20 protein-coding genes and 1 riboswitch are annotated in these 25,823 nt (G+C 33.1%); of the genes, 6 read left to right on the forward strand and 14 right to left on the reverse strand.

Annotation, left to right across the window (positions count from 1 at the left end):
• Positions 1–335 precede the first annotated feature (335 nt).
• The gene (locus WMO18_RS02670) at positions 336–1,724 is read right to left on the reverse strand and encodes a glycine--tRNA ligase (protein ID WP_211147778.1); all 1,389 of its coding nucleotides are present in this window, start codon (positions 1,722–1,724) and stop codon (positions 336–338) included.
• 181 nt (positions 1,725–1,905) lie between these two features.
• On the opposite strand from WMO18_RS02670, the gene WMO18_RS02675 reads away from it, so the two are divergent.
• Positions 1,906–2,556 (forward strand): HAD family hydrolase, encoded by a 651-nt coding sequence (locus WMO18_RS02675; protein ID WP_022505394.1) that lies wholly within the window; start codon positions 1,906–1,908, stop codon positions 2,554–2,556.
• On the forward strand, positions 2,553–3,161 hold the full coding sequence (locus WMO18_RS02680) for an epoxyqueuosine reductase QueH (protein WP_211147777.1): 609 nt from the start codon (positions 2,553–2,555) through the stop codon (positions 3,159–3,161). Before WMO18_RS02675 ends, WMO18_RS02680 begins: the two co-directional genes overlap by 4 nt.
• Before the next feature lie 119 nt (positions 3,162–3,280).
• Here the strand turns inward: WMO18_RS02680 and WMO18_RS02685 are convergent, their stop codons facing one another.
• Positions 3,281–4,120 (reverse strand): sialate O-acetylesterase, encoded by an 840-nt coding sequence (locus WMO18_RS02685; RefSeq protein WP_211147776.1) that lies wholly within the window; start codon positions 4,118–4,120, stop codon positions 3,281–3,283.
• A 259-nt stretch (positions 4,121–4,379) separates the two neighbouring features.
• Between WMO18_RS02685 and WMO18_RS02690 the strand changes: the two genes are divergently transcribed.
• Both WMO18_RS02690 and WMO18_RS02695 read left to right on the forward strand, forming a co-directional pair.
• Complete coding sequence (locus WMO18_RS02690; protein WP_211147775.1) at positions 4,380–5,495, forward strand: hypothetical protein; 1,116 nt, start codon at positions 4,380–4,382, stop codon at positions 5,493–5,495.
• A 55-nt stretch (positions 5,496–5,550) separates the two neighbouring features.
• A complete protein-coding gene (locus WMO18_RS02695; protein ID WP_211147774.1) occupies positions 5,551–6,306 on the forward strand; it encodes an exodeoxyribonuclease III in 756 nt (251 codons plus the stop codon).
• Positions 6,307–6,416: 110 nt separating this feature from the next.
• On the opposite strand, the gene WMO18_RS02700 is transcribed toward WMO18_RS02695, so the two are convergent.
• From WMO18_RS02700 to WMO18_RS02755, 12 genes are all read right to left on the reverse strand, one after another.
• Positions 6,417–7,166, reverse strand: a complete 750-nt coding sequence (locus WMO18_RS02700) for a phosphotransferase (protein ID WP_211147773.1) — start codon at positions 7,164–7,166, stop codon at positions 6,417–6,419.
• A 400-nt stretch (positions 7,167–7,566) separates the two neighbouring features.
• A complete protein-coding gene (locus tag WMO18_RS02705; RefSeq protein WP_211147772.1) occupies positions 7,567–8,679 on the reverse strand; it encodes a 5-methyltetrahydropteroyltriglutamate--homocysteine S-methyltransferase in 1,113 nt (370 codons plus the stop codon).
• A gap of 121 nt (positions 8,680–8,800) precedes the next feature.
• The gene (locus WMO18_RS02710) at positions 8,801–9,706 is read right to left on the reverse strand and encodes a LysR family transcriptional regulator (protein ID WP_211147771.1); all 906 of its coding nucleotides are present in this window, start codon (positions 9,704–9,706) and stop codon (positions 8,801–8,803) included.
• A 15-nt stretch (positions 9,707–9,721) separates the two neighbouring features.
• Positions 9,722–11,686, reverse strand: coding sequence for a fructose-1,6-bisphosphatase (locus WMO18_RS02715; protein ID WP_211147770.1), 1,965 nt, complete (start codon positions 11,684–11,686; stop codon positions 9,722–9,724).
• A gap of 194 nt (positions 11,687–11,880) precedes the next feature.
• Positions 11,881–13,059: a putative hydroxymethylpyrimidine transporter CytX gene (gene cytX / locus WMO18_RS02720; RefSeq protein ID WP_022505386.1), complete on the reverse strand. Its 1,179-nt coding sequence runs from the start codon at positions 13,057–13,059 to the stop codon at positions 11,881–11,883.
• Positions 13,052–13,870: a bifunctional hydroxymethylpyrimidine kinase/phosphomethylpyrimidine kinase gene (gene thiD, locus WMO18_RS02725; protein WP_211147769.1), complete on the reverse strand. Its 819-nt coding sequence runs from the start codon at positions 13,868–13,870 to the stop codon at positions 13,052–13,054. The genes cytX and thiD overlap by 8 nt, the downstream gene beginning before the upstream one ends.
• A gap of 27 nt (positions 13,871–13,897) precedes the next feature.
• A complete protein-coding gene (locus tag WMO18_RS02730; protein WP_022505384.1) occupies positions 13,898–14,560 on the reverse strand; it encodes an HAD family hydrolase in 663 nt (220 codons plus the stop codon).
• The gene (thiE, locus tag WMO18_RS02735) at positions 14,553–15,197 is read right to left on the reverse strand and encodes a thiamine phosphate synthase (protein WP_211147768.1); all 645 of its coding nucleotides are present in this window, start codon (positions 15,195–15,197) and stop codon (positions 14,553–14,555) included. Before thiE ends, WMO18_RS02730 begins: the two co-directional genes overlap by 8 nt.
• Positions 15,184–16,005 (reverse strand): hydroxyethylthiazole kinase, encoded by an 822-nt coding sequence (thiM, locus tag WMO18_RS02740; RefSeq protein ID WP_294672276.1) that lies wholly within the window; start codon positions 16,003–16,005, stop codon positions 15,184–15,186. The genes thiE and thiM overlap by 14 nt, the downstream gene beginning before the upstream one ends.
• A 71-nt stretch (positions 16,006–16,076) precedes the next feature.
• A riboswitch (TPP riboswitch) is annotated at positions 16,077–16,185 on the reverse strand.
• Positions 16,186–16,569: 384 nt separating this feature from the next.
• Positions 16,570–19,332 carry an AAA family ATPase gene (locus tag WMO18_RS02745; RefSeq protein WP_211147766.1) on the reverse strand — a complete coding sequence of 921 codons (2,763 nt, stop codon included), beginning with the start codon at positions 19,330–19,332 and terminating at the stop codon, positions 16,570–16,572.
• Positions 19,332–20,465 (reverse strand): exonuclease SbcCD subunit D, encoded by a 1,134-nt coding sequence (locus WMO18_RS02750; RefSeq protein WP_211147765.1) that lies wholly within the window; start codon positions 20,463–20,465, stop codon positions 19,332–19,334. Before WMO18_RS02750 ends, WMO18_RS02745 begins: the two co-directional genes overlap by 1 nt.
• Positions 20,466–20,561: 96 nt before the next feature.
• Positions 20,562–20,780 (reverse strand): hypothetical protein, encoded by a 219-nt coding sequence (locus tag WMO18_RS02755; protein WP_367286289.1) that lies wholly within the window; start codon positions 20,778–20,780, stop codon positions 20,562–20,564.
• Between the two features lie 186 nt (positions 20,781–20,966).
• Here WMO18_RS02755 and WMO18_RS02760 point away from each other — a divergent pair, with 186 nt between their 5' ends.
• The gene (locus WMO18_RS02760; protein ID WP_211148538.1) at positions 20,967–22,214 is read left to right on the forward strand and encodes a chloride channel protein; all 1,248 of its coding nucleotides are present in this window, start codon (positions 20,967–20,969) and stop codon (positions 22,212–22,214) included.
• A 152-nt stretch (positions 22,215–22,366) separates the two neighbouring features.
• Positions 22,367–25,756: a leucine-rich repeat protein gene (locus WMO18_RS02765; RefSeq protein ID WP_367286290.1), complete on the forward strand. Its 3,390-nt coding sequence runs from the start codon at positions 22,367–22,369 to the stop codon at positions 25,754–25,756.
• The last annotated feature ends 67 nt before the right edge of the window (positions 25,757–25,823 follow it).

Here is a 25,823-nt window from a genome sequence, read left to right on the forward strand (position 1 = left end):
TCGCTCTTTAAGAGTAAATTGTCATTCTTCCAATTTACAAGCGACAGCTCCCTTTACACAAGGGAGCCTTATTTGCTGAAATTTAACACTTTACATTTATCACTACAAACCCTAATTTATAAAACTAATTTATATTGAAAACAAATATAAAAGCGAAAAAGGGAATGGTACTAACCATTCCCTTAAATTTATGTTTATTGATTGATGAACAAATTAAATATGTCACTCAGTAATATACCACTTGGTAAATGCATCACTAAATAAATTCATTACTAAGTACATTTACTGAATAAATTTAACACTCAACAAATCGAAACAAAAATAGTTATTAAAAATTACTTTTCAAACTGAATTCTTTCTTCGATATATGGTACAAGTTCTTCAACCTTTAGTTCAATTTGTTCCATAGTATCTCTGTCACGAAGAGTAACAATGTTTTCTTCAACTGTCTTTTCGTCAACACTAATCTGCCATGGTGTACCGATAGCATCAGCTCTTCTGTATCTCTTACCGATTGAACCTGATTCATCATAGCTTGTCATAAAGTGCTTTTTGCACATTGCAAGAATTTCCTTAGCCTTTTCACTATGGAACTTCTTCTTAATAGGACAGATGTTTAGTTTAATTGGAGCAAGTGCAGGAGAAATCTTTAGTAGTTCTCTTGTGTCACCATTTTCAAGTTCTTCAATTCTATATGCTTCAAATAGAACTGCAAGAGTAATTCTGTCAAGACCATATGTTGATTCAATAATGTATGGTGTGAACTTTTCACCTGTTGTCTGGTTACAGTATTCCTGCTTCTTACCACTGAATTCAGCATGTCTTGAAAGGTCAAAGTCAGTTCTGTTGTGAGTACCATTGATTTCACCCCAACCAAATGGGAATAGATATTCAATATCACAAGCTGCCTTTGCATAATGAGCTAACTTTTCATGGTCGTGGTGACGAAGCTTTTCACTTGGAAGACCTAGCATATTGAAAAATTCAATACCATAGTTCTTGAAGTATTCATAAATATCTTCATCATCACCATGCTTACAGAATGTCTGGAATTCCATCTGTTCAAATTCAATTGTTCTGAATGTGAAGTTACCAGGTGTAATTTCGTTTCTGAAAGCCTTACCAATCTGACCGATTGAGAAAGGTAGCTTTGTTCTTGTTGTTCTTAGTACATTTAGGAAGTTTACATATTCACCCTGTGCATTTTCAGGTCTTAGATAAACAGTGTTAGCAGAGTCATTTGTAACACCTCTCTGAGTAGCGAACATTAGGTTAAACTGACGAATATCAGTAAAGTTAGACTTACCACAATTTGGGCAAGGAACATTGTGTTCCTTAATGTAGTTCATCATTTCTTCCTGAGTCATACCATCAGCATGAGCATTTTCGTCAAAATCATCAATTAGGTTATCTGCTCTGTGACGAGTCTTACATTCTTTACAGTCAACCAGTGGGTCAGAGAAACTCTGAACATGACCACTTGCTTCCCATACTCTAGGGTTCATAAGAATGTCAGCATCAACTTCATATGCGTTATCTCTCTTCTGAATGAAGAAATATCTCCAAGCATCTTTGATAGTATTCTTTAGTCTTGAACCTAGTGGGCCGTAGTCCCATGTGTTTGCAAGACCACCATAAATTTCACTGCCCTGAAAAATAAAGCCGTAATTATTACAGTAATCTACCAAATCTTTCATTTCAATCTTTTTAGCTTTGTTATCCATCTTGTGCCTCCATATTATAGTTAAAGACTTACCCTTTAATACTACTATTTAACTAGAATTATGTCAAGATTTTTAGAAGTATATTAGTTACAAATTTCTTATTTTTCTTTGTAAAACTCTTTTGACATATAAATAATGTGGTGTATAATGTAAGTAGAATAATATATAGAAGGTGGATATTATGTATAAACTAGTTGTTTTTGATTTAGACGGAACTTTAGCAAATACACTTGAGGACCTTGCAAATGCTACTAACTACGGACTTGAAAAGGCAGGACTAAAGACATATCCTGTTGAAGATTACAAACAGTTGGTAGGTAGTGGTATTGTAAACCTAGTAAAGAGAGCAATGTCACCTGAAACTGATGAAAAGATTTTTGACATTGTAAAGGGTGGCTTTGACTATTACTACAATGCTCATTCAATAGACAAAACAACACCATATGAAGGTACAGAAAAGTTACTTAATGACCTTGAAGAAAAGGGTATTAAGACTGCTGTACTTTCCAATAAGCCTGATGAATTTGTTGCAAAGATTTTGGCAAAGATTTTCCCTAATCACAAATTTGCTTTTGCTTGGGGCAAAAAGCCTGAATTTGATATTAAGCCTAGTCCTGATGCACTATATGCAATGCTAAAAGAACTTAACATAAAAAAAGAAGAATGTATTTATGTTGGTGACAGTAATGTTGACTGCTATACTGCACAGAATGCCGGTGTAAAGTGTTGTGGTGTTAGCTGGGGATTTAGAGGCAGAAAAGAGCTTGAAGAAGCCGGTGCTGATGTTGTTATTGACAATGCAGATGAATTTTTGGAGAAATTTTCACTATGAAAATAAATTATCAAAAAAAGTTGGATAGGCTTATTGCCTATCATCAAAGTAAGGGTGAAGTGCCTACCCTACTTTTGCATTCTTGTTGTGCACCCTGCAGTAGCTATTGTATAGAATACCTATCAAACTACTTTAGGATTACTGTACTGTACTTTAACCCTAATATTGGTGAAAAGTCAGAATACTTAAAAAGAAGAGATGAACAAAAGAAGTTAATCTCTAAAATGAAAACTAAATATGAAGTAAAGTTTATTGATGGTGACTACAACCCTCAGGACTTTTATGATGCAGTAAACGGTTTTGAAAATGAACCTGAAAGAGGCAAAAGATGTGCAATCTGTTTTGCATTAAGACTTAATTACACAGGTAAAATTGCTGAGCAAATAGGTGCAGATTATTTTGCTACTACATTAACCTTAAGTCCACTAAAGAATGCACACTTAATAAACGAAATAGGCAAAAATATAAAATGTAAATCACAGTACTTATGTACTGACTTTAAGAAAAAGGAAGGCTACAAGAGAAGTATTGAACTTTCAAAGGAGTTTGAACTTTACAGGCAAAATTATTGTGGTTGTATTTTTTCAAAGAGAAACCGAAAGTAAATTTATAGCACTTACTGAAAAATGTAAGTGCTATTTTAATATAATCTGAAATTATAATTCCTTAAAAGAAAAACTACTCTCAAATCATGAGAGTAGTTTTTTGTTTAGGTTAATAAATTCTACATACTAAATCTTTTCATAAATTCTTCATAGTCAATTTTGCCAAGTGCAAAATCCATCATATTCAAGTATGACTTTTCATTTTTGGTAAGTTCCTTATTGTTGATACATTTATCGAGCAATTCTTCTTCATTTTCTAATGGAGAAAATACACTTTCTTTTTTAGCAAAAGCCTCATAGTATCTTATACCGAATTTTCTCTGAGATACTGCATTAATGTGAATACCGTCAGGGTTACAATCAAGACCTTTAGCAGTAACAAAGTAACAGTTATTTTCATTTTCAGCAAACTTCTTTAATTCATTATTAATCAAATTATATTCAGTACACATTGTACCAAAACCGGATTTACCAAGATAGTCCCCTAATCCACCAATAATTAATGGAATATTCTCAGCATTAAGTTCTTCCCTTAATGTGTCAATAATTACTTTCAACTTTTCATAATAAGTTTTGTAACTGCCACCATAACTGTCACTTTCACCATGATGCCACAATATACCTATAAGTTCACTGTCTCTTAGTGCAAATTTAGCCTCGCTTATAGCGTGTTGAAATAACACCTTATCAACAGACCAATCATCAATTACACTGCCACCTTCAGCACAAGGAATAAGTCCTAAGTTATCATTTTCATTTTTCATACACCACATTGCAGAAAATGAACCTACCAGGCTAATTCCGGAAACAGGACGGTCATAATTAATAGGTTCTGTCATAGTTTGCCATCTACCGTTTCTTAGCATTTGTATTCTTTCGTTACAAATCATAGGAACTTCATTGACAAATCCTCTACCTGCCATATTGGATTGACCAATCATCAATATTGACTTTGTCATTGCATTTACCTTGCTTTCTTATAAATTTACCACACAAGATTTATCCTGATTATGTTATCATATATCACTTTCTTTTTCAACAACAAATTATATTCAATAGTCTAAATTTAAAACTATAATCTACAGTCAATGAGATTAATAAGTAATAATTAACAACAATTTTACAAATAAGCAAGTATATATGTTTATTTGTCTTGCTAATACACCATACTTTTGTTATAATGATATTGTATATTTTGATGAAAGGGGATATTTACTTATGGACAAAAACGAGTATTGTCACATTCAAAATATAATATCCCAATATCTATCAAAAGATACAAGGGTTATGGACTTAAGGTGTGGTTATGACTACTTTTCTAAATGGATTAGGGAGAATAACTTAGGAAAAATTGTTCCTCTATCCCCTAAAGATTTGGAACATATTGACCATGAAAATCCATTTGTGGCTTACAACAACTTTATAAACGACAGTAGGAAAATTCCTACAAAGAATAAAGCTGATGTAATTCTGCTACTGGGTCCACTATACACAATGGAAAGTGGCAAAAAGAGAACTCACATTCTTTCTGAAATTAAAAGGCTTGTTGCTACTGATGGAAAAGTTATTACCCTGAGCAAATGTGGTAACAAAAAAAGTTGCAGTGAAGAATTTTTACTGGACAATGCCGGTTTTACTGTTGATAAAGTGGCTGAAATTCCTTTAAAAAATAATACAAGTGCTATAAAGGACTATGAAAAATACTACCTAACTGTTGCAACTCCTAAGCCGGTTATTACTGAATATGATGTACCACCGGAAGTTTATGTTCGTATTCCGGAAAAAATTGCTATTCAGCACAATATTAAAATCAAGGATATTTCACAAATTAAAAGTGATATTAATTCTCACAAAGAAAATGCTTTTCATAAAAAGCACAATATTTTTTCTTTTAGAGAAATTAAAAGAAGTGTTGAACCTATTTTACAGATTGGCAATATTAAGAGAAGTATTGACAGTACATTGCAGCCTAAGTGGTATTTTTCTAATTTAGAAAAATACACTTGTGGTGTAAAAATTAAGCTACCTATTCTTTCTAAAGAAATTTCTAAAAATATTAACCAAGCTGAAGAATCTAAGCCTAATGACAACACAAAGAAATTAGCACCTAAGGAAGAAAAGAAAGGAACTAAGAAAATTAAAAAATCACATATCATCAAGATTTTCCCTAGCATTGACAAAAATCTTGTTGTTAGAAGTGACAAAAACAAGGTGCAACTTCCTAGTGTATCAACAAGTATTGATAGGTCTTTACAGGTTAGAATTAAAAAGGTTAATCCTCTCTTTGACAAACCAAAAAGCAAAAAGAAAGGTACTAATAACTTAATAAAATAAAAAACTTTGGTTTTTATTTGCCAAAGTTTTTTCTATATAGAAAGGAATGATTGTTATGAAAATGGTTTCATGGAATGTTAATGGATTAAGAGCCTGTGTTACTAAAGGCTTTGTTGATATTTTTAATAAGCTTGATGCAGATATTTTCTGCTTACAAGAAACAAAATTACAAGAAGGACAGATTGATTTACCACTTGAGGGATACTATCAATACTGGAATTATGCTGAGAAAAAGGGTTACTCAGGCACTGCAATTTTCACAAAAAAAGAACCATTAGCAGTTACTAATGGCATAGGAATTGATGAGCATAACACTGAGGGCAGAGTAATTACCCTTGAATTTGAGGACTTTTTCTTTGTTACTTGTTACACTCCTAACTCACAAAATGAGTTAAAAAGACTTGATTACCGAATGAAGTGGGAGGATGATTTTAGGGAATATTTACTGAGACTTAACAAGAAAAAGCCTGTTATTCTCTGTGGTGACCTTAATGTTGCACACAACGAAATTGACCTAAAGAACCCTAAAACAAACAGAAAGAATGCAGGTTTCTCTGATGAAGAAAGAGAAAAAATGACCAAACTGCTTAATTCAGGTTTTAGTGATTCTTTCCGTTATTTATATCCTGATAAAGAAGGAATTTACAGTTGGTGGAGTTATCGCTTCAATGCCAGAAAGAACAATGCCGGATGGCGTATTGACTACTTTATCACATCAGACTCTATCAAAGACAAAATAATTGATAGTAAAATTCACACAGACATTATGGGGAGTGACCATTGTCCTGTTGAACTTGATATTGATTTATAATTCTAATTTAGAAAATACATATAATTGCAACATAAAGGGACTACCATTGGTAGTCCCTTTACTTAGGTCAGATTTTATAAAAAAGGAAATAGATTATTAACTATTATTAATTATTCGTAAGAAGCAACATCTGCCCAAGATAGAAGTAGTTCTCTCTCTTCAGGGTTGCCCTTAACTGACTGAGATGCTGCAACAACAGGCATCCATTCTTGTACTAGCTGAATTGGAATATCAGCTTTCTTGCTAAATAGCTTTAGATACTTCTTAGCTAGTTCTTCATTACCGGCTAAAGTAAAGATTAGGTAAGTTCTTGCTGCATCAGCAGATGCATTACCCTGAGTTGCGTGTGACCAGTCAAGTACATATGGAACACCATCAGGTGTGATAATAATGTTACTTGGGTTAAAGTCACCATGGCAAACCTTGTGATGACGCTTCATACCGGAAACTCTAGCTTGAAGTTCAAATCTTGTTGTTGCATCAAGAGTTGTTTCGTCAATCTTTCTGGACATTTTGTCCCATAGCTTAGTTAGTAGAGGAGCTTTCTTGCCAAGAATTTCAAGTTGAATATCAACAAACTGATTTAGATATTCATCTTCCTTGTCAGGGTTTTCTTCCATTAACTGAGCAAGTGTCTTGCCCTCAATAAAGTCAGTTACGATTGCCCACTTACCGTCAATCTTTGTAACTTCGTGAATCTTTGGTATGTTAAGACCGGTTTCTTCTACACGAGCCTGATTAAGAGCTTCATTCAGAATATCTGATTTTTTATAATTTTCATCAAAAACTTTGATACACTTGTCGCCGTCTTTGTAAATGACTTTGTCTTTTCTTTCAGCTAAAACTTTCTCAAATTTCATAAAATTCATCCTTTCAAATTTGATTTTAACACCTAAAGCTCTTTTGCTTTGGTTATATTATACAACTTTATTTTTTGTGCGTATAGTGTAATAATAACAGAAGATTAAAAAATATTTTTGTATAATAACACAACGAAAATTTGAAGTTTGTTTAGGTTTGTACAAAAGATATATATTATAATTATGCAAAGTCAACAAATATTATTCTTTAAAAGAATACAGTTTTTGATAATATTTTAACAATACCTTGTGCATATTGACGAAATTTTAACAATCTTGTGAAAGTATTAACATTCTTTTTACTTTTTTTAACAGACAAAACCGTAATTTATGTATAATTATTCTTTATATATACAAAAAGGTTCAGCACATTCTGCTGAACCTTTGTTTTATATTTAGATTAGCCCCAAACTTCTTCTGCTATTTCCTTAACAAGAGCAATCTTTGCCCACTGTTCTTCTTCAGTAAGTTTGTTACCGATTTCACATGATGCAAAACCACACTGAGGACTTAGGTATAATCTGTCAAGTGGAACATACTTTGATGCTTCCTTAATTCTGTCAATTACTACCTTCTTGTCTTCCAACTTAGGTGACTTAGAAGTGATAAGACCAAGAACAACTTTCTTGTCACCTGAAACATACTTTAATGGTTCAAATGAACCTGAGCGTTCATCATCAAATTCAAGATAATAAGCAGACACATTTTCTCTGCCGAATAGTGGTTCTGCTACAGGATCATAAGCACCACTGCTAAAGTAAGCTGAGTGGTAGTTACCTCTACAAACATGAGTAGCAATAACCATATCTTCAGGTTTACCTTCAATAGCTAGGTTGTTTACTTTTAGTAGCTTTTCGCTGATTTCCTTAAAGTCAGCACCTTCACCGTAACGAGCAACACTGCCCTCTGCTACTAATACACCCCATGTACAGTCATCAAACTGAACATTTCTACAACCGGCATCATATAGGTCTTTAATAACCTTTCTATAGCCCTTTGCAATATCTTCAATTAGTTCTTCATCTGTTTGATAGAACTTTCTTGTTGTTTCAAGATTTGCCGGAATAATCATCTGCTGGAAGAACTGTGCCGGTGCCGGAATTGTCTGTTTTGCAACAGTATTTTCATCTTCTAAAGCCTTAACAAATTTGTAGTGTTCTACAAATGGGTGGTTGTCTACTGTGATTTTATCACTTAACCATGTATCGTCAATTAGTGCCGGTTCACCATGGAACTGAACACCCTTTTCAGTTTTCTTGTGTTCAACACCATTAAATCCCCACATAAAGTCCAAATGCCAAGTTGCTCTACGGAATTCACCGTCTGTGATAACCTTTAGTCCGGCTTTCTTCTGCTTTTCTACTAGGTCGATAATAGCCTTATCTTCTACTGCTTTTAGTTCATCAGCAGTAATTTTGCCTTGTTCAAAATTTGCTCTTGCTTCTTTTAATTTTGCAGGTCTTAGAAAGCTGCCTACAACATCATATCTAAAAGGAATATGTAAATTACTCATTTAAATTACCTCGCATTTCATTTTATGCTTCAATTATACAAGGTAAAATAATTGTTGTAAAATACATAAAAATAAAGGTTAGATATAGTTTTAAACTATAACTAACCTTTATTTCATATCTTTATTCTACATTAATATACTTACTTAGTGAACTAATATAATACTGAGCCATTTCGCTTTGGATAATATCATTATGAGTTAAGATACCTACACGCATAACCCCCTCTTTATCAAGAGGAATACTGACAATATTCTCACCGTTTAACGAACTGTCAATAACACCACTGCAAACTGTATAGCCGTTAAGACCGATTAATAGGTTAAACAGAGTTGCTCTATCAGTTACTCTAATATTCTTTAGTCGTTCTTCTATGCTGAAAATTTCTTCAGAATAGTAGAAAGAATTATGCTCACCTTGTTCGTATGACAAATATGGATATGGTGCTAAGTCTTTCATTTTTACTGACTTTTTATTTGCTAATGGATTACTTGTACTGACAAAAATATGAGGATTGGCAGTAAATAATTCTGTAAACTTTAGGTTATTACTTTTAAAGATTTTTCCCAATGCTTTTTCATTAAAAGAATTAAGATATACAATTCCTAGTTCACTTTTCATCTTGGCAACATCATCAATAACCTCATAAGTTTCTGTTTCTCTCAAAGAAAAATCATACTCATCTTCCCCATACTTTTTGATTAAATCAACAAATGCATTGACGGCAAAGGAATAGTGCTGAGTTGACACACAAAAGCTTTTTTTCTGCTTTACATTGCCCTTAAAAGCACTTTCAAGTAAACTTGCTTGTTCCAGCACTTGACGAGCATATCGCAGGAACTTCTCACCTTCTTGCGAAACAACAGTACCCTTATTTGTTCTGTTAAAAATAGAAATATTCATTTCCTTTTCCAGTTCTCTAATAGCATTTGTAAGGCTAGGTTGAGAAACAAAAAGTTCCTTTGAAGCTTTGCTGATTGTGCCTTTATCTGCTACTGCTACAACATATTTAAGTTGTTGTAAAGTCATAAAATCTACCTTTCACTAGTTCTTTTGGTTTTGGCGAATTGTACCGTCTCTATATGCTTTGATAAGTTCCTTTAGGTCCTTGATATTTTCTCTTAGCCTTTTACCGTTATCAGTATCACCTACAAGAATTCTCTTTTGGCTAACTTCCTTTGCTACTTGATTTGTCTGCATATCTCTGCCACTTCTAATTGTAGCATCTACAGACTTAAAAGGTTCATGGGCAGTTAGCATTAAACCATAGGAATTATAAATTAATGTGTAACCGGCAATACCTGTTACCTTATGATAAGGCTGACTAAATCCCCCGTCAATTAAAATTACTTTACCGTTACACTTAACAGGACTTTCTCCCTCAGTATGATGAATAGGAACATGACCGTTGATAATATGGGCATTTCCACCTTTTGCTCCAAATTCAGCAAAAATTCTGTCAACCATTTCATCATCATTAATTAGTTTATAATAAACATCCTTCTTTTCTTTATGGGTTGATTCATCTTCAATAAAGTATCTTTCAAATGTGGTCATTTTGTCACGACCATAAAGTGGAGAATCAGGACCATTCCATAAGTACCATAGAATATCCCTACCGGTTCTTCTCTCATCTTCATTTACTGAGAAAAATGCTTTTCTGGCACAACGCTCAATCTCATCATAAAGAGCCTTACCACACAAATCCTCACCAAAAAGATTTATCTTTCTAAATGTACCGTCCTCATTCATTGGCACACAACCATGGAAAAGAATGTTGTTGTTATAAACTCGATAAAGTCCACCTTTATTAAGTAATAACTTAATATGTTTCTTTAGTTTACCACAATTTATAAATGAATTTCTAAGTTTTGCAATAACAGATTGTTCTTCCTTAGTCAGCTCATAAGGATTGTCAAAATTAATAGTAGGGAAATTTTTGTCCAGAATTTCATATACCTTACCATCTAACAAAACAGTACCCTTTTTAATATCAATCTTATCAAGTAATCTTCTGTTATCCATTTTGTATTCAGGGTGTTTTGCAATTAGCTGTCCCTCAAGCTTAAACTGAATAACAGTAATGGCTTTTTGCATTTTCATTGCAAGTTTTGTTTGGGTAGTCATACCTTGATTGTGTCTAAACCTAATGGCAAACTGCTCACAAGGGTCATCGGCATATTGCTCCATAGCAAAAAGTACAAGAGGCATCATACTGATACCGTAACCATTTTCAAGTACAGATAGGTTATCATACAAAATACTTGTACGAACAATATTTGCAATACAAGCAGTTTGTCCTGCTGATGCACCCATCCACAATACATCGTGATTACCCCACTGAATATCAAGACTATGGTAGTTAAGCAAACTATCCATTACAAAATGAGAACCGTAACCTCTGTCATAAATATCACCGATAATATGTAAATGGTCAATTACAAGTTGCTGAATTAGGTTAGACATTTCAATGATAAATTCATCAGCACAACCAATTTCAATAATTGTATTGATGATTTCGTCATAGTAGGCCTTTTTGTTTAGGACTTCCTTTTTCTCTGTAATAAGTTCCTCAATAACATATCTAAAGTTATCAGGCATAGCCTTTCTAACCTTTGAACGAGTATATTTGGAAGAAACTATCTGACATACAGAAACCAATCTGTATAAAGTTGTACGATACCAACTGTCATCAGCTTTTCCTTGTGACTTAACATAATCTAGCTTTTCGGATGGGTAATATATTAAAGATGCTAAATCTTCCTTTTGGTCTTCAAATAGAGTATCTCCAAATACATCATCAATCTTCTTCATAACTGCACCTGAACCGTTGCGAAGTACATGAGAAAAAGCTCTGTATTCACCATGAATATCAGACAAAAAATGCTCTGTACCTTTAGGCAAGTTAAGTATAGACTGCAAGTTAATAATTTCTGTTGCTGCACTATCTATTGTGGGATATTGCTTTGACAAACATTGTAGAAATCTTATCTTTTCCATATTGACCATCCTTTCTGTATACCTTTATTATATTATTACTTTATTAAATTTTCAATATTAATTATGTAAAATGTGATAGATTTTTGTGTGAAAACAACACTATATCTAAAAATTTCTTTTTGAAATAATCATATAAAAGAAAATCCCCTAGAAATCTAGGGGATAAATTATCAACTTATTAAGTTAAAAAAGCACTAATTAAATCAATTTTTCTTCTTAACTGCTTTCACGATTAAGTTTACCACTACACATAGGATTAGTGTAATAAGCATATCCGGTAAAGTATTACCAACAATAATATCAACCTGCATTAGTAGTCTATAAACTACAAAGCCAACTACCCATACAAGTAGGTTAACGATAGAAACTTGTTTATTACTTCTATCTTCTTTTAAGATAAAGAAATCGGCAATTTGAATTGCAATCATAGGTGCAAATACAGAACCGATTAAATATAGGAAATCTGTAATATCGTCCATTGGGAAAATAATTGCACCGATTGTACCTATAACGGTAACTGCAACTGCCATATACTTACCCTTTAGCTTTGAGAAAATTGACTCAGCTGAAATACCGGCAGAATAAGCATCTAGGAAAGTAGTTGTAACTGTTGAGAAGATAATGATTAGTAGACCTGCAATACCAAGACCTGCTTTAATCATAATCTGAGCAATATCACTTTCACCTGTAAAGATAGCTGCACTCATACCGATTACATACATCCAACAACTGATGATACCGTATGTAATAGCACTTACTGCTGTAGCCTTAACAGGCTTTTCAGCTTCTCTTGTATAGTCAGAGATTAGTGGTAACCAAGATAGTGGCATTGCAACAGAAAGTTCAACTGCTGCACCAAATGTCATTTCGTCACTAATTGTTGAAGTAAATGTACCATCATTAAAAATAACAAAGCAAAGAATAATTGTTAGGATAAACAGTGCTGACATAGCAACTGTATTTACCTTACCTAAATTCTTGATACCAATTAAAATCCATAGCACAATTAATGCACCGATAACTAAGCACCATACCCATCTGCCTGTATTGAAAATACTTGTAGCAGAAATTGCTCCGTCATAAATCATAATAGCTGTCCAACCAACAAGCTGAAGAACATTTAGTACTGAGAAAAGCAAGCCACCCTTTGAGCCAAAGCTCTGCTTAACTGTTTCCATTGAGCTTTTTCTTACTTTACCACCGATTAAACCTGCAAAGAACAACATTAAACATCCAATGATATGTCCGATAATGATTGCCCAAATGCCTTTTTGAAAACCCAGTGGTGCAAAATATGTTCCTGTTAGAATTTCTGCCAATGAAACACCTGCACCAAACCAGATTAACCCATTTTCAAATAAACTTGTACCCTTTTTATTCATCTTTATTCTCCTTCTCTAAAACATAATCACTTGAAATATCAAATCCATGGTTCATAGGTCCACTACCCTTTCCAAGGTCAAGCATTGCACCTAATGCACCTGAAATATATTCCTTTGAACGAGAAACTGATGTGTCAAGGTCGTAACCCTTAGCTAGGTTTGAGGCAATAGCACTTGAAAGTGTGCAACCTGTACCGTGAGTATTAGGGTTATCAATTCTTTTACCGTAGAACCACTTGTAACTGCCATTTCTATATAGCAAGTCATTTGCATCATTTACTTTGTGTCCACCTTTTAGTAGGACAGCACAGTTGTACTTTTCGCTAATAATTTTAGAAGCCTCAATCATCTCATCCTCATTAGTGATTTTCATATCAGAGATAACCTCTGCCTCAGGGATATTTGGAGTAAGTACAGTAGCTAAAGAAAACAAATTGTTCTTTAGAGTTTCAATAGCATCATCACTAATTAGCTTTGAACCACTTGTTGCCACCATTACCGGGTCAACAACAATGTTCTTAGCTTTGTAGAAAGTTAGCTTTTCTGCGATTTTCTTAATAAGTGCTGATGAAGAAACCATACCTATCTTTACTGCATCCGGATAAATGTCTGTAAAGACTGCGTCAAGTTCTTTACCCAAAAATTCATCATCCACATCCATAATACCTGTTACGCCTAAAGTATTCTGTGCAGTTAAAGCAGTGATTGCACAAGTGGCAAAAACTCCATTTGTAATCATTGTTTTAATATCTGCTTGGATACCGGCGCCTCCACCGGAGTCACTACCGGCGATTGTTAATGCTGTTCTCATAATAATCTCCTTTTTCGCATTAATTATTTATAGTGACAGAAGGTGGTGCCCCCAATCTGCCACTTTACTAAAGTCTTGTATGTAATATTTTACAAGGCTTTGTATACTATTTTTATTTTTCATTTCAGCAGGGTCATATACTCCTACTACTTTGAAGTTTGCTTTTTCTGCCGTTTTGATGGCAAATAATGCATCTTCAAATACCAAAGTTTCTTCCGGTTTTGTACCTAAAATTTCTGCACATTTTAGATAAATATCAGGATAAGACTTACTCTTGCCTACTGTTTCACAAGTTAGAATATCTATGAAGAAATTACGAATCTTTAGCCTTTTAAAGGCTTTATCAATCTGGTTATAGTCGCTGGAAGTGGCAACAATCATTTTGATATTATTCTTTCTAAGAAATTTAAGTAAATTAACTACTCCATTTTTAGTTTGTACTTCATGAAGATAAAAGTCATTTATTATAGAAAGCACACCTTCAATTATTTCTTCTACAGAATTATCAAGGTAGTAATTGTCTATCATATACTTTGCTCCCTCAGTTAAACTCATAGAGTAAAGTATCTTCCCTAAACCTTCCTTTGGAATCTTGTTCTTTTTTCTAAGATAGATTGCACCTACATCATTCCATATACCCATAGAATTCAATATAGTGCCATCTACATCAAATATTGCTCCCTTAATCATTGTTTACTGTTTTTAAAGTTTCTGCTTTTAATTCTTTTGTAGCATTTTCAATATCTTTTTGAGCGAAAATTGCACTGATAACTGCAATACCAACTATACCTCTACCGGCAAGTTCTTTTACATTATCGTGAGTAATACCACCAATTGCAATTACAGGAATTGAAACTGCTTTACAAATTCTTTCAAGTTCATCGTGAGAAACTTCTTCAGCGTCATCCTTTGAACCTGTTTTGAAAACTGCACCAACACCTAGGTAGTCAGCACCATGCTTTTCAGCAAGTAGTGCTTGTTCTACTGTTTGAGCTGATACACCGATGATTTTGTCATCACCCAGAATTTCTCTTACATTCTGTGCTTCCATATCACTTTGACCAACATGGACACCATCAGCATTAATTTCCTTTGCAATTTCTACATTGTCATTAATCACAAATGGTACATTGTATTCCTTACAAAGTTTCTGAATTTCCTTTGCTTCTTCTAGGAAAGAACCTTCATCAAGTTTCTTTTCTCTTAGCTGAATAAATGTTGCTCCACCTTTAAGAGCCTTTTCTACTTGGCTATAAAGAGTTTCACCATTTAACCAATGTCTATCGGTTACTGCATATAGAAGTAAATCTTTCTTATCGCAATTCATACTTTGCTCCCTTATTTAATGTTTCACCATCCATATTATAGATAGCATCAATAATTCTGTTACGGTATGTTGAGTTACCGTCACCCTCAACCATTCTTGTTTTTGCAATTTCACCTGCAAGACCCATTGTACAAACTGCTGATGCTACTGCTTCAAGTACATTGTCAGGATTAGCTACAATAAATGCAGTTGTCATACCTGAAAGCTGACAGCCTGTACCTGTGATTTTGCTCATATCAGCTTCACCGTTACGGATTACATAGCACTTTTCACCGTCACTTACAAGGTCAATAGCACCTGTAATTGCTACTACTGAGTTGATGCTCTTTGCAAAATTCTTTACAAACTTTACTGATGAATCAAGGTTATCTTCTGTAACAGTATCTGCCACATCAGCATCAACACCCTTAGTTGTGCCACTACCTAAGGCTAAAGTTTTGATTTCTGAAATGTTACCACGAACAACATCAAACTTAATTTCTTTCATTAGCTTAACTGCAGTATTTGTACGAAGTGCAGATGCACCGGCACCTACCGGATCAAGAAGAACCTTGTGGTTAAGTTCATTTGCCTTTTTACCGGCAATAAACATACCTTCAATTGAACGCTTATTAAGTGTGCCGATATTAATATTTAGACCACCACAGATTGATGTAATATCTGCTACATCATCAGGTTCATCAGACATAATAGGACTGCCACCACAAGCAAGAAGTACATTTGCAACATCATTTACTGTTACATAGTTAGTAATGTTGTGTACAAGTGGAACACTTTTTCTAACATTATCAAGGCAATTACCTAACATAATTGTTACCTCCAAACATATAAATTAAAATATTTTACATACAAAAACGGGCATACCAAAGGCATACCCGTCAAATAAGTCAATTATTTCCCTACGCTGGCATTATCCAAATCAGGTACTAGGTCGAAGTTGTCAACTTCCTCTCAGATTGCTAATTTGCAAACTCCCTATCTATTAATATACTACTAAATGTAGAATTTTGTCAACTGTAAAATAAAGAAACATACCCTAATACTAATTAAGGTATGTTTCTATAAATCACTTAAAATTTTACTTTACTTTAACTTTTAGTCTTAGCACATTTACACCGTTAACTCTAATCTTTAGAGTAGTTGTGCCTTTCTTTAGTGCTTTAACCTTAATAGAAGTTGTGTTAGCCTTTGAAACAATCTTTGCAACCTTAGTGTTGTAATACTTATTGTTTATATTTGCAACTTTACCTGTTAATTATACTGTAGCAGTTTTGCCTTTCTTCAAGTTCAAAGTAGTTCTGCTTAGTTTAGGAGAAGTAGTAACTGTTACATAGCAATAAAGTTTCTTGCCATTTGTAAGTGTTGCAGTAATTTAACAAATAATTTCAATTTTACTACCTTTATTAGGGGTTTTGGTAACAACAATCTGTTTATCAATTCTATCCTTTAGTTCTGTTACATGGGAAATAATACCTACAAGTCGGTTACTGCCGGAAAGTTTAATAAGTACATTCATCGCTTGTCTTAATGATTCATCATCAAGTGAACCAAAGCCTTCATCAACAAACATTGTATCAATTTTAATACCACCGGCTGAGGACTGAATTTCATCAGAAAGACCCAAAGCTAATGAAAGTGCAGCCTTAAAGGACTCACCACCGGAAAGTGAACTAATTGCTCTTTCACTGCCACAATGATGGTCATATACATTAAGGTCAAGTCCGAATTTAGTTCTGCCATCACTTGACTCTGTTTGGCGAACCAACTCATACTGACCACTTGTCATTTCCATTAATCGTTTATTTGCTTTAGCAAGAATACGGTCAAAGTAATTTAACTGTACAAATGTTTCAAGCTCCATCTTGTTAACACCGATACCACCATTGGCTGTACTTGCAAGTGGTGAAATCAGCTTAAATTCTTTTTCAGCCTTGATAAGATTTTCATTTTCTCTCTTTACATTAACCAAAACATTTGTGTTAGCAGAATATCTATAATTAATGGCTTTAGTTTCATTAGATAAATCACTGATAGCCTTTTCAGTTTCATCTCTCTTGATTTTAACCTTATCTATATCCGGTACCTTATCTATCTTTTCAAGTTGACCTTTTAATGCTTTGATTGATGCATCGGTTGCTGAAATCAATTTTTCATACTGATTATATTTTTCTAATACAGAATTATAATCAGCCTTTTCAGCATTTATAACTTCATTAATACTGTTAATCTTCTTAACTGCTTCACTTTCACTACCAAACTGTAATTCTTTCTTTAGAGAATTATACTGCTCTTCATAAGAAGTAATATCAGCTTCACAAGACGCTACTGCCATCTTTACTACGGTAATTCGCTTATTCAGTTCATTGATTTCATTATTCTTTTCAGGAATAATTCTTTCAAGTTCCTGCTTTCTGTTACTCTTTATTTGTAATGCTTTTAAGGTTTTGTCTAGCTTAACATAATTATCTGCTAAATCAGAAACCTCTTTCTTAATAATTTCAAGAGCATCAAGCAACTTGTAATCACCTAATATTTCTTGAACCTTTGTTTCAAGGGCATTTGCCTTTTCCTTTAATTCACCATGTTTGCTAAAAACATTTTGTCTTTCAGTATCAACAACTTTTTGATACCTTTCGTAATTGTTCTTTGCTGACTCAACCATTTCTTTAGTTGGTGCATTAGGCAACTTAACTGCTTTATGAGGATGGACTGTTGAACCACATACAGGACAAGGCTTATTTTCTTCCAAACTATCAGCCAAAACACCGGCTTGGTCATTAAGATAGGCTATACTTAAATTGTCGTATTCATCCTTGTAACCATTGGCAACCTTCAACTTATTTTCAAAATCAGTTTTGACAGTAATGTATTTTTCTTGAAGTTTTTGTAGGTTTTTAATTTCCTCTTCTATACCTCTAAGTACATTACCTTTTTCCTCAATGCTTTCCTTTTGATTAGAAATTTTCTCTATCTCAACTTGAACATTACCCATTGTTTCAAGTTCCTTAGAATTCTTTTCAACCTCTAGGGAAAGGCTTTCAGCTTTATCTGATAATTCTTTTACAGAATTTTCATTCTTCTTTTTCTCAATGCTTTTATTCTGTAACTGACTGCTTAGAGAGTCAAGTCCCTTATACTTAGGCAAGGTATTTTGGATTTTGCCAATCTCTTGTCCAAGTTCAGTCCATCGCTTTTCTTTGTTCTTTTCTAGTAGTTCAGCCTTTGAACTTTTCAAACTAGTATTTAGATTAGCTAAGTTTTCGGAATTAGTTTTAATCTTATGAGATAATTCTACATAAGAATTATAATTTTCAATACTTTTATCCAGAGAAGTCTTTTGGCTTTCTAATTTCTCTTTCTTTTCTTCTAATGCTTTTAATTCTTTTTCATCATTAGAAATGAGGTTAGTTAGAAAGTTCTCAATCTCTTCTATATTTGGAACTACACTTTTTGCCTTTTCAATTAAGGCAACATTATCCTCTGTTTCTTCACAAATTGTACCGTCAATATACTGCTGTACACTTAACCTCTCTTGTTTCAATTTACTGTCAACAATACTCTTTTGGGCAGATAAGGCTCTTTGTAAGGTTTCATATTTTTCTGTTTTGAAAATATGTCTAAAAATCTTCTGCTTTTCAGTTGTACCGGAAGTAAGTAACTTTTTGAATTCACCTTGAGCCAACATAACAATCTGTGAAAACTGATTTTTATCTAAACCGATAATTTCTTTTATCTTGGTATCAACTGCATTTTTGGAAGAAACCACACTACCATCGGGATAAACAAGCTCAGCATTAGTAGGTTCTTTTACAAAGCCATCTCCCCTTTTCTTAGGACGCAAATACTCAGGGTTTCTCTTAATTTGATAAACCTTACCACCATATTCAAATTTCAGTTGAACCTCTGTTTTAGTTTCAGGGTCGGCATACTTTGACCTTAGGGTTTTATTTTCACGACCATCTGTACTGGCATCTCCATAAAGGGCAAAATGAATAGCATCAAAGATTGTGGTTTTACCTGCACCTGTGTCACCTGTAATTAGGTAAAGTCCACTTTTGCCTAGGCTTTCCATATCAATAGTAACTGTATCTGCATAGGACTCAAAGGCTGATATTGTAATACTTAATGGTCGCATTAGTTTTCCTCCCAAATCTTATCAATTAAGTTTCTCATAATTTCTTCTTGTTCTTCACTCATATCTTGATTATTCTGTTGTTTAAAAAGATCGGCAAAAAGTTCAAAGGGACTTTTACTTTCAATATTTTCTATAGCATCAACAGTACCACTACCTCTTGTTCGTAGGTTATCATAATCAAGTTTCATAATATTGGGATAAATAGACCTTAGCTTACCGATTGCATCAGGAATATCCTCCTCATCAGTTAAAGTGATATGTAGGTAGTCCTCTGTGTTTGTACTTTCATAACTACTCTTTAGAGTTAGTTCATAATAAGTACCACGAATTTCTCTCATATCTCTAAATGGTGTTAGTGGGATTTTGGAATACTCTATATTTCCCTTATCATTAAAATCCAGGATAGTAACTGACTTAATATTCTTAGCCTCTGAGAAAGAATACTTTAGTGGTGTGCCACAATATCTAATGTTATCTTTACCTACAGTTTGTTCTCTGTGGATATGACCAAGTGCCACATAGTCAAAGCCATCAAATACTTCACCACTAACATTGTCAGTACCACCTACTATAATATCCTCAGACTCAGAAAGTTCAACACCTGTAACAAACTGATGGGTAACAAGAATATTTCTCTCACTAAAATCTACATTCATATTGTCAATTGCAACTTTTACTGCATCGGTATAATTTTCAATATTTTCATCAGGGAAATATCTTCTAATATCAGCCGGTCTAACAAATGGCAATAGATAAAAGTTAACTTCTCCATAATCATCATTTAATGTAATAGGCTTAACATTGCCATCATAAACAGGTGAAAGAAAAATTTTATTTTCCGTCATCATTCTGCCACCATATGATATGCGTTCAGGACTGTCGTGGTTGCCACTAATAACAAATACATTTACATTTCTGCTGGACAACTGATATAAAAATTCATCAAAAAGTTCTAATGCCTCATTAGGTGGTAGTGACCTATCATATACATCTCCTGCAATAATGACAGTTTCTACCTTTTCATCATCTATTATATGTAAAATTTCTTTTAGGATATATATTTGGTCTTGTAGCATTGAATATTCATTTACTTTCTTACCAATATGTAAGTCACTTAGGTGCATTATTTTCATAGAATTTCTCCTTAACTTGTTACTGTATTTTCATTATAGCATTGATAAAAGTAAAAATGTTGTGATTTGCAAGACTTTTTATAAATTATATTAAAATTATTGATGTTCATACGGTATATTATCTCTGTATCTTATTTCTTTTAATGCTTTCATCATTTCTTTTTCATCTAGATTTTGATTAACTAAATCTAATATTTCATTTATTCTTTTTTCAGAAGATAACAAACCATCTGCTAGTTCATACATTAATTTTTCTGTATATCGTTCCATACAAACTATAATAACATGACAAAAATTTTTATCCGAACCAACCATAGCAATTCACTCTTTCTAATCTATATAAATATAATACCACATTCTCTGTACCAAAAATGGGACTTATCTTCCATATTGATAATTTAAATAAGAATAAATAAAATTATATACTTTTTGCACAAAAATATTGATTTTATATATTGTTTTATAGTATAATAATTTTATAATTAGTTTGGAGGAGATGGAATGAAAAAGCACACAATAGCTAATAATTTTCTGTACTACTTATTTTGTGGATTTAGTGGTGCAGTAGTTTCTCTTATAGTATGGTTATTTTTAAAGCTGATGAACTACGGTATTCATTTACTGTGGAATGTTGTACCTCAAAATATTGACTTTAAGTTTTACACACTTATTGTTTGTACAGTAGGTGGTATAGTTCTTGGAATATGGCAAAAATACACTAACGCTATACCTGATGAACTTGATGAAGTTATGAAGAAAGTTAAGAAAGACAAATTCTATCCTTACAACAGAGTTCTTTTCCTATGTATATCTGCTTTATTGCCTTTAGTCTTTGGTGGCAGTATCGGTCCTGAAGCCGGTCTTACCGGTGTTATTGTGGGTCTTTGTTACTGGGCAGGTAGTCATATGAAAGATGCAAAAAGCAAAATTCCCGAACTTATGGAAGTTGGAATCAGTGCTACCCTTAGTGCAGTTTTTTATGCACCTTTATTTGGTCTTGCATCTGTCAGTGAAGAAAGACTTGACAGCAAAGACAAGCCTGACCTTGTACAGTCAACAAAAATCATTTCAAATATTGTTGCAGTACTTTTTGCCGGTGGTACTTTGCTAGTGCTAAACTCAATATTCGGTGGTGGTATGGGATTGCCTAAACTTGGTGGTGAAAGTATCTCTACTGCTGAATATTTACTTGCAATACCTCTCTCTATTGTTGGGATAATTTGCGGCTTTATATTTGTAATGGCTGAAAAGTTCAGTGAAAAAATTTTCAAAGTAATTCAAGGTAAGTGTGGCATTATAGTCAGCACAACTCTCGGTGGTATTATCCTAGGTGTTGTTGGTACATATTTTCCTTTGTCAATGTTTTCAGGTGAAGAAAGTATCAATGTACTTAAAGACGGCTATATAAAATTTGCACCTTGGGTACTTATTGGTAGTGGACTGTTAAAATTATTTTTAACTAACGTTTGCATAAAATCAGGTTGGAAAGGTGGTCACTTCTTCCCTGTAATTTTCTGTGGTGTTAGTATTGGCTTTGGTATCGGTATGCTAACAGGTCTTGATGTTGCATTTTGTTCAGCTGTTGTTACTGCCGGTTTACTGGGTGTAACAATGAAAAAGCCTTTGGCAGTTACAATGCTACTGTTACTTTGTTTTGATGTTAATGTCATCCCTTGGGTATTACTTTCTGCTTTTATCGGTAGTGTAGTTCCTACAAAAATTTTCAAACTAAATAAGACTGATAAATAAGCATAATACCCTTATTACTTCTACCGTAATAAGGGTATATTTATTTTAAACTTTTATGATACTATTTTTAAATTATATTTAATTGAACGCAAAAATTTCATATGATAAAATATAATAAATAATAATATACATTATAGAAAAGGCGATTTAAAATGAAACATAGTAAAAAATTACTGTCAATATTACTGGCAATAACTGCAACTTTATCTTCATTACCTTTTACTGCTATATCGGCAAATATGGCTACAGTTGATAAAGAAAATATTTCTACTATAAAAAGCAAATTAAATGATGATGGCAGTATCAGTTACATAAAAGATAACACTAGAGAAGTATCTGTTGAGTCACTTAATGATACAAAAAGTACAAAAGCTACTTATCCAAAAAAGTATGACTTAAGAGATTATAAAAGAGTTACTAAAGTAAAGGATCAAGGTGATGATGGTTACTGTTGGTCATTTGGTTCTGCTGCATCTATTGAATCTAACATTCTGTCAAACCCTAGCCTATCAAAAAAGATTGGTGACAATCCATCAGAAAAGCTTGACATTGCACAAACTGCAACACCTTATTACATTATGACAAATACTGATGATGAAAATTCACCTTTTTATAATGACTATTTTTATGATGAGTACAAAGGTTCATATGGTGGTTGGCCTGTTTATGTTGCACAAGGACTAAACTGTGGTTTCGGTACTTATCCTGAAACATTGATGCCTTATGAAAATTCACTTCTTGGATATTCCGATACACTTAAATATTATTCTGATTATCACCTAAAAGAATATAATCAGCTTAGCAATGATGCTAATACATTAAAAGACAACATTATAAATAACGGTGCTATCGGAGTATATTATTACAATTTATCTCGTTGTTACTCTAAAGATACATTTTCTTATTGTGATAGCAAAGAAGAAATCGAAAAAGGCTATGAACAACCTCATGTTGTAGCAATTGTTGGTTGGAACGATAATTATAGTCGTGACAAGTTTGACGGTACAGTAAAGCCTAGGAACAACGGTGCTTGGCTTTGCAAAAACAGTTGGGGTACTGACAATCAAGACAAAGGATATTTTTGGCTATCATATGAATGTGCAGACACTCAATTCTTTCAATTTATAATGCAAGACAACTCAGCCTATGACAATGAATATCAGTTAGGTTACTACTATGGAGCTGCAGTAAATGTTGATAAGTCAGCAAATATATTTACTGCTAAAAGTGATGAAGAAATCACTCAGGTTAGCTTTGGCACAAGTAGTTCATACACTTACGATATTTCTGTTTACAAGCTAAACAAAAATTACAAGTCACCTACTGACGGTACAGTAATTGCTAAAACAAGTGGTAAAGCTGACAACATTGGTATTCACTACATTGACCTACCTAGTGGTGTAAAGGTAAATGCAGGTGATAAATTTTCTGTTGTAGTCAGTAGCAAAGGTAAATATTATATTACTGTTGATGATATAAAAGATAAACCACATAGTAGAAAAAATTCTTACTACTATGTTGGCAACAAGTGGGTTGACTCTACAACCACTTCACTTGGAATTTACTACTCTTCAATAAAAGCCTTTACTAAAAATCTTGATAATAATGCAAAGGTAAAGAATGAACTTTCAGAAACCATCAACAAGGCTGAGAATACAAAATATCCTGAAGAAGCTCTAAAGGAAGATGTTACTGCACTTAATACAGAAATTGAAAAGGGCAAGGAACTTTTAAGTAAAGAAAATGTATGTGCTTCTGACCTTAATAATTCTACTGCCTTAATTAACTACAGATTACAAAACTTAGCTAACAGTGTTTATCACATTAACAGTATAGATGACTACAACAAATTGACAAAAGGGCTTCGTTCAGGGAATATTTTACCTAGTAAAATTATTCTAAATACAGACCTTGACTTTGAAGGCAGCTATATTAAAGATTCTTTATCTAACTGCTTAGGTAACTTAACTGTTCAATTCATCGGTAATAATCATACAATCAAAAATGGTAAATTACCTGTATTTTCTGATATACAAAAAAATATGTATCAAAGTTTCTTCGGTAATTTAAAGTCTTCAAGTGTAACAGACCTACACTTTGAGAACATTGCTGCTGATGGTACAAATAGTGTTTCTATTGTTTCTAACTCAATTATCAACTCAAAGTTAGACAATGTAACAGTAAGTAACTGCAAAATCAATTTAGACAAAAATACAACTGAACAACATTCAGCAGGTATTGCATATTCCTTTATCTCATCTTCCCTAGTAAATTGTTCTGTAACCTATTGTGAATTTTATGGTTATAATGTATTTGAAACAGTTGACAGCAGTGATGATTGTATCTACTCAAACAACAATGCTTCTAACAACAAGATTGCATCTTACTATGAAATAGGTGTATATGACAATAATGCTGACAAACCAAAGGACATTTACATCAACTTTAGTTCTTTTTCAGAAAATTATGTTTGTGAAAAAACTACTGATAACAAAACAAGAATTAAGGTTTATGCTGATGATTTCACAATAAATGATGACGATTGTCCTAAGGCTTTAACTAAAGGTGATGACGGTTACTACTACATTAACATTGATGAAATCAGTGCTAGAACAGGTGTTAATGTAACAACTAACTACAGTAAAGAAGAGTCAGCATATCTATATAGGGTTGATTTAAAAACCAGACAGGCTACACTAAAACAAGTTAAGCTTAAAGACTCAACAATCAACTTTGCATTACCTGAAAATATTTGTGGTGAAAAAATTGTTGGTACTGAGGATGGAATTTTTGAAAATAGTGAATTCACATATGATATACAAAACCTTACAATTCCTGATAGCTACACATTCATAGGTAATGACTGTTTTGTGCAGTTAAGTAGTTTACAAACAGTAACAATAGGTAATGGTATTAAGGTTATACCTTACTCAGCTTTTTCTGACAAAGCTAATCTCCGTTCAGTAAAATTAGGTACAAGTGTTGAAGAAATCGGTGACTCTGCATTCTTAGGTGACTCAAACTTAAAGTCAATTATATTGCCAAATTCACTAAAGAAAATTGGTGAAAACGCATTCCAACAAACCGGTATCACAAACTATACATTAGGTGAAAATGTTACTAAGATTGGTATTGATTCAATAGGATATACTAACCTAAGTATTCCATGGGAAAATTACAGAACAGTAAGACTTCCTAAAGTAATCATCAATGGATATACTGATGCAGTAAAAAATTATGCTAAGAAAAACGGTTTTACTTTTAATGATTTAAGCAAAAATAAACCTATTACAACAAAATACAACTTTAACATTACTAATCCTAAGAGAGGTGATGTTAACCTTGACGGTTATATTAATGTTAAGGATTCATCACTGATTCAAAAGTATCTACTTAAGAAAGTTAAGCTAAATGATTTACAACTTTACAACTGTTCGGTAAAGGGTTGTGAAGAAACATTGACAGTTAAAAATGCAGTTGCAATTCAAAAGTATCTGGCTAAAAAGATTTCTACAATTACACCTTTTGAACCGGCAGGATAAAAGTTAACCCAACAACCTATACAAAAAAGTATAGGTTGTTTTTCTTTAGGAAAAAGTTATATTTCAT

Source organism: Ruminococcoides intestinihominis, assembly GCF_040096285.1.
GTDB lineage: Bacteria > Bacillota > Clostridia > Oscillospirales > Acutalibacteraceae > Ruminococcoides > Ruminococcoides intestinihominis.

What these genes read in the sequence shown, in the direction of transcription:
- WMO18_RS02760 (WP_211148538.1), top strand. Translation starts at nt 20,967, where the DNA reads ATGAAAAAGCACACAATAGCTAATAATTTTCTGTACTACTTATTTTGT.
- WMO18_RS02690 (WP_211147775.1), top strand. Translation starts at nt 4,380, where the DNA reads ATGGACAAAAACGAGTATTGTCACATTCAAAATATAATATCCCAATAT.
- WMO18_RS02715 (WP_211147770.1), bottom strand. Translation starts at nt 11,686, where the DNA reads ATGGTCAATATGGAAAAGATAAGATTTCTACAATGTTTGTCAAAGCAA.
- WMO18_RS02710 (WP_211147771.1), bottom strand. Translation starts at nt 9,706, where the DNA reads ATGACTTTACAACAACTTAAATATGTTGTAGCAGTAGCAGATAAAGGC.
- WMO18_RS02745 (WP_211147766.1), bottom strand. Translation starts at nt 19,332, where the DNA reads ATGCGACCATTAAGTATTACAATATCAGCCTTTGAGTCCTATGCAGAT.
- WMO18_RS02670 (WP_211147778.1), bottom strand. Translation starts at nt 1,724, where the DNA reads ATGGATAACAAAGCTAAAAAGATTGAAATGAAAGATTTGGTAGATTAC.
- thiE (WP_211147768.1), bottom strand. Translation starts at nt 15,197, where the DNA reads ATGAATTGCGATAAGAAAGATTTACTTCTATATGCAGTAACCGATAGA.
- WMO18_RS02705 (WP_211147772.1), bottom strand. Translation starts at nt 8,679, where the DNA reads ATGAGTAATTTACATATTCCTTTTAGATATGATGTTGTAGGCAGCTTT.
- WMO18_RS02750 (WP_211147765.1), bottom strand. Translation starts at nt 20,465, where the DNA reads ATGAAAATAATGCACCTAAGTGACTTACATATTGGTAAGAAAGTAAAT.
- WMO18_RS02685 (WP_211147776.1), bottom strand. Translation starts at nt 4,120, where the DNA reads ATGACAAAGTCAATATTGATGATTGGTCAATCCAATATGGCAGGTAGA.
- WMO18_RS02730 (WP_022505384.1), bottom strand. Translation starts at nt 14,560, where the DNA reads ATGATTAAGGGAGCAATATTTGATGTAGATGGCACTATATTGAATTCT.
- WMO18_RS02755 (WP_367286289.1), bottom strand. Translation starts at nt 20,780, where the DNA reads ATGGTTGGTTCGGATAAAAATTTTTGTCATGTTATTATAGTTTGTATG.
- WMO18_RS02680 (WP_211147777.1), top strand. Translation starts at nt 2,553, where the DNA reads ATGAAAATAAATTATCAAAAAAAGTTGGATAGGCTTATTGCCTATCAT.
- WMO18_RS02695 (WP_211147774.1), top strand. Translation starts at nt 5,551, where the DNA reads ATGAAAATGGTTTCATGGAATGTTAATGGATTAAGAGCCTGTGTTACT.
- cytX (WP_022505386.1), bottom strand. Translation starts at nt 13,059, where the DNA reads ATGAATAAAAAGGGTACAAGTTTATTTGAAAATGGGTTAATCTGGTTT.
- WMO18_RS02765 (WP_367286290.1), top strand. Translation starts at nt 22,367, where the DNA reads ATGAAACATAGTAAAAAATTACTGTCAATATTACTGGCAATAACTGCA.
- thiM (WP_294672276.1), bottom strand. Translation starts at nt 16,005, where the DNA reads ATGTTAGGTAATTGCCTTGATAATGTTAGAAAAAGTGTTCCACTTGTA.
- WMO18_RS02675 (WP_022505394.1), top strand. Translation starts at nt 1,906, where the DNA reads ATGTATAAACTAGTTGTTTTTGATTTAGACGGAACTTTAGCAAATACA.
- WMO18_RS02700 (WP_211147773.1), bottom strand. Translation starts at nt 7,166, where the DNA reads ATGAAATTTGAGAAAGTTTTAGCTGAAAGAAAAGACAAAGTCATTTAC.
- thiD (WP_211147769.1), bottom strand. Translation starts at nt 13,870, where the DNA reads ATGAGAACAGCATTAACAATCGCCGGTAGTGACTCCGGTGGAGGCGCC.